Origin of the sequence: Bartonella sp. CL434QHHD (genome assembly GCF_042195145.1) — a bacterium.
Classification (GTDB): domain Bacteria; phylum Pseudomonadota; class Alphaproteobacteria; order Rhizobiales; family Rhizobiaceae; genus Bartonella.
In genome coordinates this window covers 1-14636 of the sequence record NZ_JBHINT010000040.1, presented here as the reverse complement: position 1 = coordinate 14636, position 14636 = coordinate 1, and the positions used below count along the sequence as shown (strand labels likewise).

Genomic DNA, 14636 nt, shown 5'->3' with positions numbered 1-14636 from the left:
ATATAAAGAATGGAAAATAATAGCTTTGCTAAAATATCTGCTTTAACGATAATCAACAGATAGCTTTCATAGAGCTGATTTTGATGAAATTTTATTTTGGTGTTTTTTAATTTCAGAATGGTGAGTGTTTTACTGTATTTAGATTTTATCAAAAGATCTAAAATATTACATTTATTAATTCAAATTTTTTTGTTAGATGTTTAGCATTTCTAATATAGAAATTATGTAGATTAGCTTATACATTAGTGTGCAATTTCTTGTTTTTTTGTTGTGGTTGAAGGAATAATGCGGTTATAGATTGCGTATACTGTATCTTATTTGTGCTGTGTTTTATTAAAACGTTTTAATCGTTTAATCTTAAAAGTTATTCTCATTTTGTTGTATTTTAATTTTTCGGTGGTGAGATAAATTGAATATTGTATCTCTTCAAAGTTCGCATTTTTTCACGTTTTTTTAAAGATTGGTGTTTCGGCACTTTGTAATTGCAGTTTTCAGCGGTTTTTGAGATGCCTTCTTTAAAGGGATTGTCATCTTAAATGGTATTTTTAAACTTTTTGTTCTTTCTTTACATAAGACACAAAACATATTATTTAATGCTGTAATTTATCATAAAAAATAAAATAATTTTGTTTGTTTCATTCTTGTTGTGTTTAATTTGTGGTTTATTTTTTTGCCAGCATTTTTTTTTGTTGAAAAAAGAAAGTTTTGAAAAACAATGATAGTCAAGGTATCTAACAATCACTTGTATTCGTGCGTTTTTACAGCAGCTATTTTTTCTTTTTTGTTAAATATAAATATTGAGGCACATTCTCATTCATATACATCACTGTCATGTGACAAAAACAAATTACCTTATGAATGCAGTGATGGTTCAAAGCATACAATTAGTGATAAAGTATATAAATTCACGGCACCTGTTAAAGAAAAGAATGGGGAGGGGCGGTCTCTCATGTTACCTGCTGCTATAGTAGTGCAGGAGCCAAATACAGTTATTCAGGCAATGCGTGTAGAGGTTGAAGCTACTGCAGGTATAGAAGATATTTATGGTGTTTTGGTATCACAAGGGGGCAAAATTGTTTTGAGCGATTCAGCTTTTAAAAATGTATCAATAGGTCTTAAAGCTGATAGTGGAATGATTGAGGTTAATCGTGGAACAATTGAGGCTTCTCAGATTGCTGCTTATGCAGAGAATCTAGGAGCATCTGTTACGTTAACGGATACAGAAATTAAAGTGGAAGGTTTGGGTATCGGTCAAGAGAGTGCTCTTTTCGTTAGGGCTGATGCGAGTATTCAGATGAAAAGTGGATTTATTGATGTGAATGATGCTGCTGCGCTTTATGTGGGGAGAGGGGGTAGTGCGACTTTAGATGGTGTTACCATTGCTTCAAAATATCAAAAAACAGAAGACAAAGAAAATACAAATGAAAAAATTACACATACAGTTTTCAATGTAAAACATCATGGTTCTGTTTATGTAAAAAATACGAATATTATTTCTACGGATGTTCATGTTTTAACAGTTGGACAAGATTCTAACACACCATCCAATAATGGCAGGGAAGGAAATATTTTAATTTCACGGGTTAATATTGAAGATTCAACAATTAAAGCAATCGGTAACAAACATGGTATGTATTTTGAGAGGGATGGGGAAAATGATGCGTATGAACAGGGACTTGTCTTTTTGAAAAGGACAATTTTTGAGGTTCCAGACGGAACAGCTATTCATAGTAATAAAAGTCGTAGTTATATTGGAGTAACAGAAGGTACAAAAATTTTTGGTGATTTATTATTAACAGCTGAAAAGGGGGGGACTGTAGCGATTTTGGCTGATTCCTCTTCATTGATAGGAGGGACTCGTGTTGCCGATGATTCTATTGCTGAACTTTATTTAACAGGGGGATCAAAATGGTTTTTGACAAAAAGAAAAGGGATAGATTTGCAAGTTGCAAACCGTACAAGTTCGTCTATTTCATTTGTGAAAGTTTCTGATAGTTTTATTGCTTTTGAGATTCCAATGTTTCAGGAGTATCAGACACTTTATATTGGGAAGGGAGAAAAAGAAGTTTATAGTGCGCAAGATAGGGCAGATATTTATCTCAATACACATCTCAGTAGTGATGGTTTGCTCGATAATAAAAAAACTGATCGGCTTTTGATACATGGTGATGTTTCTGGAAAAACGACAGTTTATGTGCAATTTGTTTCAGGAAATCAGGGTGAGATAGCAACCGGTGAAAATGCTCATAGTATTTCACTTATTCAGGTTTCTGGAAAAGCGGCAGAGGATTCTTTTCAGTTAAATCGTGCTTATATCGCATTAGAGGGTTTGCCTTACCAATATTATCTTCATGCTTATGGTCCAGCTTCTGCTCTTGGAAATGCACAAACTTCTCAAAGATTGGTTGAAGGAGATGGAGATTTTTGGGATTTCCGCCTTGAAAGTAAATATATTCAGCCTGCTTTAGAGGTGTCTGCTATTCCCCCTTCTGAGTTAAAGATCAGGGAGGTTGTTCCACAGGTTCCCACTTACCTTCTGGTACCAAATGCTTTGTTTCATGTTGGGCTCATGGATATTAGTCATCAACAAAAGCAGTTGCAAGTTAGGCGGTCTATGCCTCGTAAATTATTAAAAGTTGAAGGGAATTTTGCTTTATCTGTTCAGAGTTATGGTGGACGTTATCGTTATGTCTCAGATCTTTCTACACTTAAATATGGGTACGATGGACATGTTGATTATAACGCTATAGAAACAGATCTTTTGCTTAAAACGGTAGAGAGTGCACATAATACGACATCTTTTGGGATTATGGGAACCTATGGAAAACTTTCCTTACAACCTCATAATGTGGAACAAAGTCAAAAGAGTACATTTAATAAATGGTCATTTACGGCATATGCTAGTGTGAAACATTACACTGATTTTTACGTAGACGGTCTTTTATCTTATGGCTTGTTTAAAGGGGATGTGCATAGCCGTGTTTGGGGTAAGACGGCGACATTAAAAGCAAAACCTCTCAACGTTTCTTTTTCTGCTGGTAAAGTGTCTATGATAGGACGTGAAGGTCTTATTTTTGATCCGCAATTTCAGCTTATTTATCAACATCTTCAATTTGATAAGTTTCTTGATATTGACGGATTTGATGTTGAGATGAAAAAAATAGATCAATGGTTTATGCGTGTTGGTGGGCGTTTAAGTAAAACATTTACAGCCTCTGAAAAGGATCGTATCATTTCTTTTTATAGCACTATTCATCTTGCTCATTGTTTTGATAAAGAACAATTTGTTCATTTTAAAGATGTTTTCCAGTTGGGTTCTTTCGGGTCTTCCTTAGAAACAGGTTTGGGTATCAATGCGCAGTTCTCTTCTAAAGTTACACTTCACAGTGATCTTAGCTATCAGCATAGGTTAACCAAGGCTGGTTTTTCTGGAGTTCATTTCTCTGGTGGTTTGCGCTATCATTTTTAATAAATCTTTTTAAAAATAATAAATGTAATTTTTAAAGTTTTATTTTATTGTCGGGATTTAAACCATTGATGGTGCAGAATTTTAATTGCTTCTTTTAATAATGCTATCATGTGTTTTAATAAGTATGGAAGGATCACGTTGATTTATTTTTTTATCTGGTTGATAGGGGAGCTTAAATGCTTCAAAAAAATTGATAATGGGACTGTGAATCTATTTGTGTTATTTTGACTATAAATATTGGGGATGTGTTTGTCATCAGCTTTTTAAAATAGTAGCCTTATTATCCGATCATGCTGTAAAGTACTGGCGTTTGAGGTCGCTGATATCAATCATGAAAGGCAGGGAGATATTGACTGTTGATTAAAAGCTTTTGCTGTTAAGCAAAGGAGGAGATATGTACAATATACAGCTCGATCGTTTCGTGGATGATGCGTATTTTTATGCTTTAAAATTTTGCAAAAAGCGTTTTTGAAGCTGTTCGTATCGATCGCATTATTGTAGGTGGATAATGAGAAAAGTGGTAAAGCTTGAACACTTTTAACATCAAATTCAATATTTTCAGTTCTTAATAAAGATAAATCCTTTAAAAAAATTGTTCTAATGGCTGTATTGAATATATGAACAAGATCATGTCTTCTTTGTTAAATAGATATGAAATATAAGTTTTAAATCAAAGTGGGGGAGGTAAGATCTTTTTTTCTTCTTTTAAGACGTGGGGAGAAGAGGTTGATCGTATCAAAAAAGTCGTTTAGAAGTTTTTATTATTGTTTCAAATATAGAAACATTGAAGAGCTTTTATTAAAATGGAGTGTAAAAGTAGATTATATCTTCCTCAATTCCTGTTTTTTGAAATATGCACCTTTAATGGAAGATGTTTGCAAAGTTTTAGGCAATCGCATTCGCATTGTGAGTTCGTTTGTATCGATAAGATTTATATTAAAGTTCAGGGGCAGTAAAAATATCTTTATCGGACTATTGATAAACATGGTGTTTCCATATGATGCTTAAGGTATCATCGAGCCATTTATGATAATTGCGTGCTTCTTCGTTTGAGTTATGAACAGAGAAAATAAAACCAGGATATCCACCAAATGCTGGTGGAGGTGGTGAAAGATGATTGGTTTCAAAGAAAATGATAGTTCTGGCGGTTTGAGGATGCTGTGCAACCTTATCTAGACCTAAAAATCCAGAAAACCGTCCATGACCACGAAGAGGAATAATGTAATTTGCTGCCACTTTTTCAGCTGGGAGTATATCGGGAAGGTCTGGGGTTTGTTCAGCTAAAGCGGCATTCATACATAGTTTTGCAAATGAAATCCCTGTACCTTGCTCAACAATAAAATGGGAGACACCCGAACCACCTATACGAGCGCCTATCTCAATGACATAAGGTAAATTATTAGCATCTAGGCGTAGCTCTACATGGGCAGCCCCCATATTTATACCAAGAGCTTTAACTCCAGAGCATGCAGCCTCACATAAAGCAATAATTAAAGGATCATCTATATCACAGCGTTGACGATAAATTGTTTCTTCAAACCATGGTCCCTCAGGCTGTCCCTTGTCTCCAACGGCCAGAACGTGTACACCTGCTGTATCAACAAAGCATTCTACGACAAACTCTTTTCCTGGCAAATACTGTTCTACGATTAAACCTACAGGTTTACTTTTATCATTAAAACGTGCCATATCTTTATGCTGAACATTCCATACGGCTTTAATGAGATTAGAAAGTTCAACGGGATTTTTAGCTAACATTACGCCTGTACTTGCCCATCCAGAGACGGGTTTAATAACGAGCGGATAGTCTAAGGCTTGTGTTTGTGATAGGTTTTCTGGATTATCTATATAAAAGAATCCTGGTGTTCTTAAGCCTGCGTTAGCAAAAGCTTGACGCATGAGATATTTATTTCTGGTTAATGCTGCTACTTCTGGTTCAATACTTGGAGTGTTGATTTTTTTTGCAGCCAAAGCTGTCCATAGAATGGCTTCTTCGCGAAGGGTTATAACCCCAGAAATATTGCGTTCTTTTGCTCCTGTTGCAAAAGTGTCTAAAGCTGCCTCTGGGTTATCAAAAACAGGAAGTTGCCAAGTTGAAGTTACTGCTGCGGGGTGTTGAGAGGGAGCGCTTTCAGCGGTATCATAGATCATTATTAATTCGATATTAGCTGCTTGTGCTGCTTCAAATATAAATGGTAATTTTGCATTGCGCTGGCAAATTAACGCAAGTTTTTTCATTTTGTTTCCTCATTAAATTTGGAATTTTGGGCACGACGTTTCTGTTGCCATGTAGATACCTTTGATGCATCTATAAATAAGAGTGTCATCCCTATAACAACTACAATCATAGCAATTATTTTGATCATATTGAGAGAAGGGCTCGAGCCGATTATCCATTCACATGCAACCACTGCAAAAGGGGATAATACGCCGATAGTGTTGGCGTATAATACGCCTCCTTCGGCTAAAACTTTTTGGTATAATACGTAAACTGGTGCCGAGCAAACAGTTCCTAAAATCAATATTTTAAATATATCTTCTAACTTAAGATATAAGAGTGGGGCAGGATCAAAAATAAATAATGGCATAAATGATGCTGCAGAAATTGTCGTGATCCAAGCCAGTGAGGTGAGCAAAGGTAAATTTTTAAGATAACGTTTAGACAATAAGCCATAAGCAGAGTAAGAAAGTGCTGCTGTTAAAGCAAGAGCTATTCCTATTAGGTTATAATATCCACCTTCTCCACTGTTTATATTAAATGCTATAGCTGCTACACTGACAATTATCACTCCGCTAAACTTCAGCCATGAGAATTTAAGGACATTTGTCAATGCACCTAATATATAAGTAATCCCTGGAATAGTAGCGAGAACCATAGTTAAATCACTGGCTTTGAGTGATTTTAATGCACCAAAGCTGCATACAAAATACAGCGAGAATCCTAACACTGAGAGAATTAAAAAAGAAGGTATCATGGAAAGCAATGGTAGGGATCTGAAAACAGCTTTCTCACGAAATATTGCAATCAGCCATAAGGTGGCAGCGGTGGCAAACAACCTAAGTCCAACCGCATGCATGACGGGTATATTGCTAACCAAATTCTTAGATAATAACCAACTTATGGAAAACAATGCTAGAATGGCAAAAGTAAATAATAATAATCGTCCTTTTATAAAACTCAATGATTTAATCCTCTAATCACTCGCTGTGCATAAGATGATGTTGAAAAATTAAATCGTGACTTTGAGGTCTGTGGTTTTCCAAGATTATTTTGGATATAATCTTTAGCTCCTGCCAAATAAGCGTCATCATCTAATGCTTCAAGTGCTTCTATATCTGCTATCATCAATATTATTACTTTTTCAAGACGCTCCAAATCAAATTGAAGATAACCTTGATTTGTTTCAATCAATGCTTTGTTCCGCATCAATATTTCAAAAAGCAAGATCCCTGTACCAGCATCGAATGTCATATGCTGATCAGAATCTTTTGGATAACGAAATATGCGTTCTAATAGGATAAATTCAGTTATTTCTTTCCAAAATTTTGGATGATTTTGTAGCATAATACGCACTGTAATTAAATCAACTTTAGTTTCTTCTAGAAGACCTGTAAACCAATTTAATTTTATATACAGATTTTTATCCAATGGCCGCGGTCCGGTATGATGTGCATAGTCATGATAATAGCCCCACAAACAGCAAGCATCGAAAATGTCTTCTTTAGATAAGTTACGACTATGCAATTGACCGAACAGGAATTTACTATCTCGACCGAGTAAACGTTCAGCTTCCACAATTGTCTGCTTGTTGTAAATATCAAAGAATTTACTGAAAAAAAACAAAGCAAATGCTTGCTTTGTTTTTTTTGAGCAGCCGCTACAGATTCTGGGAATAGAACAATGCAATTGCCTTCTAAAAAACTTCTTGATGCTATTCCCATTTTTATACATTGAAAAGGTGATACATAATTATTTGTATATTTTGAGGCGTCAGCAAGATAGGCCGTTTCATGACGATATCCTGTAACTAATTCCAGCCGGAATCCTTCTGGATCAGGTCCATTTGTTGCACGCATTGGAGCCAAGAAAAACAAGGGAGCATCTGGTAATGGGGCTTTGAAAGCAGCCAAAGTGTTATCAAATTTAGGAGGGGTCGTTAAACCGCTGATTATCCACTGATGAAGATCATCAGAAATGGTCGCTAAAAGTTTTGGAGATAATCCGTCAAGAATATTGGCATGGTGGTTCAGCAGAGTGATCAATTCATTGATCATATTATTATCTGCTGAAGTTGGTTCTTTAATGCTCCCATCTCGTTCTTGGCGCATACGGAATTTGTCAACCAAGTTAACAATGGAAAGAAGCGCTTCAGATTTTTTCATGATTAGTTGACTTTAGCGAGTGGAGCAAAAAGGCCATTGGCACTTGTCCAAAATTTTCAACAATATTCAGCCTATAGCGATTTGCCGCAACCGATGTTGTGATACAAGAATCTTGCTTTTTCAGCCTTACAAAGAACGGCTGCATCAGCATTGCTGTTGGCAAATACTTTGTCATATTGATGAGCTACCAGAGATTGTGGGGCAGGATGAGTCGCTACGGTTTTAATTTCATCAATGTTATTGCGTTTAGCTAAAACCATAGAGTGAGTAGGCATGATAAAGCTGTCAAATAATTGCATATCACCTAAACGGGTAAATATGAGTGTATGTAAATCAGGGTAAGCAGCACGGCTTAGAAGATACCTATCTTTTTTTTTGAGCAAGTTCATTAAATGCTTCTTCAAGAGTTGCGTATAAGATAATACGGGATCTCGAGTCAGTGGACAAAATATTTTTATTGTGATTGTTAAGCCACCATTATTCTGTAGTTGCACAGTTAGTATCTGCAGGGACAAGTGTAAAGGCATTATTTTCAGATTACATGATCTCTATTCTTTTAATTATGCGACTAAATTTAAATTAGTGTAATATGATAGAGTATATCAAGCACAATGCGTTAAGTAATTTAGTGCTTTATAAAATCATGTATATGTGAAATAAAATTTACGATATAATTTTGTTTGTTCATTATTCTATCATGCCGTAAAACATCGTCGTTTAGGGGAGTGATTGAGCAGGAAAAATTCTATGCAGGGTATTTATTGGATATGTTAGAGAATTATTGGAATGGTTAAGCGAAGGTGAATGATACGTAAACCGTACTGCTCTATCATTTTTTGGATGATCAGCGTTTTTGAATCTATTCATATTGATAATACTATTGTAGGTGAATAATAAGCAAATTGGTAAGGCGTGAACATCTTTGCTATAAAACTCAATATATTTAATTTCTTAATTAAGATCATACTTTTAAAAATTGTTTTACTATTATGATTGTATTGAATATATAAAAAGCAATCATCATTGTCTTGTTTGTAAAAAGAAACATGAAATATAACTCTTAAATTAGAGTGGGATTGGCTAGATTTTTTCTTCTTTGGAATCGTTAAGAAGGTCAGATTAAACCTTATTGAAGCTATAGAACCTAAAAAAACAGTCGTTTTTTTGAAAAGATCAGAGGTAAACAAATATGCGTGGGATTTTGGATCGTTTTGATATACCATTGAATAAGAAGAGTTCTGTTCAAAAGATTCAAAATCTTTCATGCCAATCACACCCAAAACGGTTTTATAAGCAAGTGAAGATCGCTTGTGAGGAGGTCGGCTTTACGATTTTGTTGGATGAACGTCCCGTAAAAACGCCCGCAAGGCGTCATTTTCATGTGCCAACAGAAGTGTTTGCTGAATATGTTGCTCAGGAATTTGAGAACCAAAAGCACGTTGTTGATCCTGCAAAAATGCCGATGACGCGTTTGGTTAATACTGTTATTGATGGTATCGCTGATGATATGCAGGTGGTTTTTGAAGATTTATTGCGTTTCGTTGCATGTGATATGATCTTTTATCGTGCACAGACACCTAAAGAGTTGGTGCAAAAACAATCTGAGCAATGGGATCCTTTATTAGATTGGGCAGAAAAAAAACTGGGTGCAAGGTTTTATTTGACAGAAGGGCTGATGCATGTGGAACAATCACCAGAAGCACTTCAAGCTGTGAGTCATTATTTACGTAGCGTTGAGTCTGCTTATATGCTTGCTGCACTTCATATGATGACAACCTTAACGGGATCTGCTCTCATTGCTCTTGCTGTTGCTGCGGGAAACATTGATGCTGATCATGCTTGGTCTATTGCCCATTTAGATGAAGATTGGATGATGGAACAATGGGGAATAGATAAAGAAACAATGGTACGTCGTGCTCATAAAAAAGTTGAATTTAAGGCTGCTGCTACAATTGTTACAACTTGTTTATAGGGGAAAATCTTTTATTTACGTGCATTCTTTTGGCTCAGAGTATTTTTGTGACTTTTTGAGGATTGGTTTTTACTTTATCAAGTCCAGGAAATAGTTCATTGGTTATGGTTAAGAGCGCTTCGTCATTACCACGGATAAAATACCATTGGTTATCGTGAAGTAGGGCAATAATTTCAGTTTGAATAGAGCATTTTTTTCCAGCATTTGTTGTGGTTACAAGCTCCACGGGTATAACAAAATAAGGGGTACCATTATCAAGGGTACCTTCACGTTTTTGTTTTTGATCAATGTTGATCGTTTCAATCTTGTAACTTTCTGCCAACCGTTCTATTTGGCTTTTCATGATTTGTAGAAATTGTGATTGATTAAGATTTTTTTTGGCGGTTAAGCGGTTGATGACTTGGGGAGGAATAGCATTTAAGATGGCATTTGCATCGGCATTTTTAAGTGCTTTACTATAAGCAGATGTTGCTTTCTCAAGAGTTGTAAGTTTTTGGTTGGTTATTGTATGTGCTTTAGTTGTTGATGTGATAAAGACAATGCATAAAAGAACGGGAACGAGAAAACAAATTCGCGGCATTAGAAACCTTTGTTAATTCATTTGAAGAGATTCAACACATTATAAAGGAAAAGCGGATGAGCAAAAAGCCTCTTGCGCTTTTGCATGAGAAGAATATCCACAAAAATGGAGGCTTTTGCCTCCATTTTCAAAATCAAAAGAATGCGTATTGATTGTTTAAACAGAATAGTACATATCAAATTCAACAGGATGAGGTGTTGTTTCGTAGCGCAAGACTTCTTGCATCTTTACTTGAATGAAGGAATTAATCTGATCATCATCAAAAACGTCGCCAGCTTTAAGAAAGCCACGATCTTTGTCAAGTGCTTCAAGCGCTTCACGTAGACTTCCTGAAACGGTAGGGATTTCTTTGAGTTCTTTTAAGGGAAGATCATAAAGATCTTTATCCATAGCATGTCCGGGATGAATTTTGTTTTTGATGCCATCAAGACCAGCCATTAAAAGGGCTGCAAATGCCAAATAGGGATTTGCTGTTGGGTCTGGAAAACGAACTTCTACGCGTTTTGAATTTGGTGAGGAGCTCATTGGAATACGGCAAGATGCAGAACGATTACGTGCTGAATAGGCAAGAAGAACAGGAGCTTCATAACCAGGAACCAAACGTTTATAGGAGTTTGTGGATGGGTTTGTAAAAGCATTGATTGCTTTTGCGTGCTTAATAACACCACCGATAAAAAACAGACAGGTTTCTGATAGTCCGGCATATTCATTTCCTGCAAAAATGGGTTTGCCATCTTTCCAAATGGAGATGTGGACATGCATTCCAGAGCCGTTATCACCAAAAACTGGTTTTGGCATGAAGGTTGCTGTTTTCCCATAACTGTTTGCTATTTGATGTACAACATATTTAAAAATTTGCATCTTGTCAGCTTCGCGAACGAGTGTATCAAAACGAATACCCAATTCATGTTGGCCTGCTGCTACTTCGTGATGGTGTTTTTCGACCTGTACGCCCATATCCTTGAGTGCTGTGAGCATTTCAGAACGCATATCTTGGCAGGAATCAATTGGCGGAACAGGAAGGTAGCCTCCCTTTATTCGTGGGCGATGCCCTAGATTTCCTGTTTCATATTCCGTATCATCATTGGAGGGAAGTTCACTTGAATCGAGTTTAAACCCTGTGTTGTAAGGGTCCGTTTTATAGCGCACATCATCAAAGATAAAAAACTCTGCTTCTGGACCTACATTGATTGTATCTCCAATGCCTAAAGATTTCATATAAACCTCAGCCCTTTTGGCGATAGAACGAGGATCTCTACGATAAAATTCACCAGAGACAGGATCAAGTACATCACAAAATATGACCAAAGTAGATTGAGCAAAAAAAGGATCAATGTGTGCTGTTTCTGGATCTGGCATTAAAACCATGTCAGATTCATTAATTGTTTTCCAACCAGCAATTGAAGAACCATCAAACATGACACCATCACTAAAAGTATCTTCGCTGATCTCTGCGATATCCATTGTAATGTGATGCAATTTTCCTCGTGGATCAGTAAAACGTAAATCAACAAAACGGATTTCGTTGTCTGTAATCTGTTTGATAATATCTGATGCGGTTGTCATATTCAATTTCCTTAATGTGGCGTTGAGGTGGATAAAAAAGTGAATTTTCTCGTTATTTATTAAAGGGCATCGATACCGGTTTCGTCCGTGCCTATACGAATTGCATCATCAATGGAAAAGACAAATATTTTTCCATCTCCTATATGTTTGGTTTGAGCTGCTTTACGTATTGCATCAACAGTTTGTTCCAGTTTTTCATCGGACACAACAATTTCAATCTTTACTTTAGGTAGAAAGTCAACAACATATTTCGTACCACGATAAAGTTCTGTATGTTCCCTTTGACGACCAAAACCTTTCGCTTCTGTTACTGTAATACCATGTAACCCAATTTTTTGAAGCGCTTCTTTCACTTCATCAAGTTTGAAAGGTTTTATAATGGCTTCAATTTTTTTCATGCTGAAATTATCTCCAACGTTATTTTGTCTTTTTAGACTGCATCACATTATATTGACAACTGTAAGATGTCCAACAGATACTTTGTGCACAAAAAGTCGCAAATAATGACACTCTAAGCTCTGTTAGGAGAGTTTCTTTTGTAGAATACAGCCAAATACTGTTTTTTGGGAAAAAACCTTACAATTCTTTTACAAGAATTCAAATTATACAATAAAAGAGTTTTGTTTCTTTTTTTTTAGATAACACATTTACTTATAAGGATAATTAGACATTTTCCACATTAAATGAGAAACTCTAATAGCGTAGGATTTTCTCATTTTAGATCTTTTTGTCGTCAATCAATCAAAACAATACCTTTATATATCATAAATAGTACGAGTGTGTGGGTAACAACATTTGAAAAAAGAAATAAAATGTTTTTTATGAAAGCTTTCGATAACTAAAGGCTTTACAATATTAGGGAGTAGGGGAGATAAATATTGGAAAAGAGTGTGATGTTGCTGATTATGCTTCTTCATAAACGTAAAAATGGTGGTGTACAATAAATGAGTTTATCATTATAGCATTCATAGCTGCTGTTGTGAAATGGGCTTGGGAGCATTGAGAAATGTTTCTTTAAAACAGATGTGTGAATTGGCAATGCAAATATATTCCGTTTGGGGCGTTTTGTCCCTTCGTGAGGAATATGATCCCATTAAGGAACGCGATGAATAAAAGCGTGAAGCAATGGCAATCTTCATTATAAGATATTGCCGCGGATTCCTTTGAAACCTTAAAAGATATCATATCAAAAAACGCAATAAAGTCAATATGTTGTTTGCAATTATTTTATATGAATCCACTTAAGAATCCATTCNAAGATATCATATCAAAAAACGCAATAAAGTCAATATGTTGTTTGCAATTATTTTATATGAATCCACTTAAGAATCCATTCTTTTATGCATGATTCATTTGACCATTTTTGATATAAGATTGCCATGTATGAATAGAGCATAAAAAGCAAATCATGATGTAAAGATTATAACGCATGTGTGTATTCAAATGAAATGAAAAGCTGTTATCATTCATAACAGTTTATAAATTTTATGATACGTTTTTATCACTTAAAAATCGCATTGAAGTTAGTAATATAGACTTTTTTAATTTCGCTAAATTTTTAGCGAAACTATTATAAGCTTATAAGTTTAATTTATAAAATTGCATAAAAAGATTTAAAGACAAAATCATATTTAAAACGCTTTCTAAAAATTTAGAAAACGATAGGCAGGCATTATACAGATCCTATCATCACAACAGATATGAAATTCAAAAAGTTATATCTTATGAAATCAAAAGCCTTTTTAATGAATAAAAGCAAGCTATCAAAAAAACGTTTAAAAGTTACATTTAAAGCACAGAGCCCAAATATGGGCTGAGTGAATTTAGTCACCCCAAATTTGGGGCAGCTATTTAGACAAGATAAGCAAGTAAAATTTAAAATCGTTGTAACATCATAAGGTATCGGTTTTTACTTAATTTTGAGTCAAAAGCTGTAATGTTTAAAGAATGCTCTATTCTAAGATAACGCCCCCAAAAATGGACCGGCTAATATTTAAAGAAATTAGGTTTTAAAGAAAAGTACAAATACGCTTATGAGAACCTCTTTAAATGAACCTTTAAACGTTTGAAACATAAAATGAGATCTTTATAAGAAACGTTAAAACTTTTTTTTATTACAGTTGTAACTTAGTTATCATTTGCTCTTAAGAACGTTTCATTTATGAAAAATGAAGATCTAGATTTCACAGCAGAGCAAAATCTTAAAAACCTTACACTTTATAAAAGCGTTTGTTTATTTATCTTATGAAAAGCTGCTTTTGAAACCTAACGCTCGTAAATGTAAAAAGAACGTTTTTACAAGACATTCACTTAATATGAATTTGCTTTTGATTGGATTGTTAAAGCTACCGAGCGTTTTGATTTGTTTGATACGTTTGATAGCCATAACAAGCGTTTTATAGGCTCTCTCATTCAAATGAGTGATTAAAGATCATACGCACATTTACATTCCTTTTGATAAGTTTTCATATCTCTAATAGAGCGCTTGCAATATGATACATTTTGTATATATGCATTCATTACTCCATTGTGGATGATTCATTTTAATCAATAAAAAACGCTATTTGAAAGCCGCGTCATATCACTTGGCACGGCTTTTTTTTATTTTACTCTCTCTTTTATGATATGTTTATAGCAATGCATTTTATATGCGTTTATAACCATAA

General features: G+C 34.9%; 10 protein-coding genes. 2 read left to right on the top strand and 8 right to left on the bottom strand.

Annotated elements, in window-relative coordinates; all coding sequences use genetic code 11:
- Positions 1-715: 715 nt before the first annotated feature.
- On the top strand, positions 716-3469 hold the full coding sequence (locus ACFILN_RS06885) for an autotransporter outer membrane beta-barrel domain-containing protein (protein ID WP_375660580.1): 2754 nt from the start codon (positions 716-718) through the stop codon (positions 3467-3469).
- A gap of 972 nt (positions 3470-4441) precedes the next feature.
- Here ACFILN_RS06885 and ACFILN_RS06880 read toward each other — a convergent pair.
- From ACFILN_RS06880 to ACFILN_RS06860, 5 genes are all read right to left on the bottom strand, one after another.
- Positions 4442-5707, bottom strand: coding sequence for an acetyl-CoA carboxylase biotin carboxylase subunit family protein (locus tag ACFILN_RS06880; protein ID WP_375671158.1), 1266 nt, complete (start codon positions 5705-5707; stop codon positions 4442-4444).
- Positions 5704-6651, bottom strand: coding sequence for a DMT family transporter (locus ACFILN_RS06875; protein WP_375671156.1), 948 nt, complete (start codon positions 6649-6651; stop codon positions 5704-5706). Before ACFILN_RS06875 ends, ACFILN_RS06880 begins: the two co-directional genes overlap by 4 nt.
- The gene (locus ACFILN_RS06870) at positions 6648-7118 is read right to left on the bottom strand and encodes a hypothetical protein (protein ID WP_375663648.1); all 471 of its coding nucleotides are present in this window, start codon (positions 7116-7118) and stop codon (positions 6648-6650) included. The genes ACFILN_RS06875 and ACFILN_RS06870 overlap by 4 nt, the downstream gene beginning before the upstream one ends.
- Positions 7097-7852, bottom strand: coding sequence for a hypothetical protein (locus ACFILN_RS06865; RefSeq protein WP_375671153.1), 756 nt, complete (start codon positions 7850-7852; stop codon positions 7097-7099). Before ACFILN_RS06865 ends, ACFILN_RS06870 begins: the two co-directional genes overlap by 22 nt.
- A gap of 71 nt (positions 7853-7923) precedes the next feature.
- Entirely contained in the window at positions 7924-8241 is a 318-nt protein-coding gene (locus ACFILN_RS06860) for a hypothetical protein (protein WP_375631307.1), read from the bottom strand.
- An 800-nt stretch (positions 8242-9041) separates the two neighbouring features.
- Between ACFILN_RS06860 and ACFILN_RS06855 the strand changes: the two genes are divergently transcribed.
- Positions 9042-9824 carry an ATP12 family chaperone protein gene (locus tag ACFILN_RS06855; RefSeq protein WP_375671151.1) on the top strand — a complete coding sequence of 261 codons (783 nt, stop codon included), beginning with the start codon at positions 9042-9044 and terminating at the stop codon, positions 9822-9824.
- Between the two features lie 34 nt (positions 9825-9858).
- Here ACFILN_RS06855 and ACFILN_RS06850 read toward each other — a convergent pair whose 3' ends face one another.
- From ACFILN_RS06850 to ACFILN_RS06840, 3 genes are all read right to left on the bottom strand, one after another.
- On the bottom strand, positions 9859-10404 hold the full coding sequence (locus tag ACFILN_RS06850; RefSeq protein ID WP_375621407.1) for a hypothetical protein: 546 nt from the start codon (positions 10402-10404) through the stop codon (positions 9859-9861).
- Between the two features lie 156 nt (positions 10405-10560).
- Positions 10561-11970 (bottom strand): type I glutamate--ammonia ligase, encoded by a 1410-nt coding sequence (gene glnA / locus ACFILN_RS06845; RefSeq protein ID WP_273791493.1) that lies wholly within the window; start codon positions 11968-11970, stop codon positions 10561-10563.
- A gap of 59 nt (positions 11971-12029) precedes the next feature.
- Complete coding sequence (locus ACFILN_RS06840; RefSeq protein WP_015856528.1) at positions 12030-12368, bottom strand: P-II family nitrogen regulator; 339 nt, start codon at positions 12366-12368, stop codon at positions 12030-12032.
- Positions 12369-14636: the final 2268 nt, after the last annotated feature.

What these genes read in the sequence shown, in the direction of transcription:
- ACFILN_RS06885 (WP_375660580.1), top strand. Translation starts at nt 716, where the DNA reads ATGATAGTCAAGGTATCTAACAATCACTTGTATTCGTGCGTTTTTACA.
- ACFILN_RS06880 (WP_375671158.1), bottom strand. Translation starts at nt 5,707, where the DNA reads ATGAAAAAACTTGCGTTAATTTGCCAGCGCAATGCAAAATTACCATTT.
- ACFILN_RS06865 (WP_375671153.1), bottom strand. Translation starts at nt 7,852, where the DNA reads ATGAAAAAATCTGAAGCGCTTCTTTCCATTGTTAACTTGGTTGACAAA.
- ACFILN_RS06860 (WP_375631307.1), bottom strand. Translation starts at nt 8,241, where the DNA reads ATGAACTTGCTCAAAAAAAAAGATAGGTATCTTCTAAGCCGTGCTGCT.
- ACFILN_RS06855 (WP_375671151.1), top strand. Translation starts at nt 9,042, where the DNA reads ATGCGTGGGATTTTGGATCGTTTTGATATACCATTGAATAAGAAGAGT.
- ACFILN_RS06850 (WP_375621407.1), bottom strand. Translation starts at nt 10,404, where the DNA reads ATGCCGCGAATTTGTTTTCTCGTTCCCGTTCTTTTATGCATTGTCTTT.
- glnA (WP_273791493.1), bottom strand. Translation starts at nt 11,970, where the DNA reads ATGACAACCGCATCAGATATTATCAAACAGATTACAGACAACGAAATC.
- ACFILN_RS06840 (WP_015856528.1), bottom strand. Translation starts at nt 12,368, where the DNA reads ATGAAAAAAATTGAAGCCATTATAAAACCTTTCAAACTTGATGAAGTG.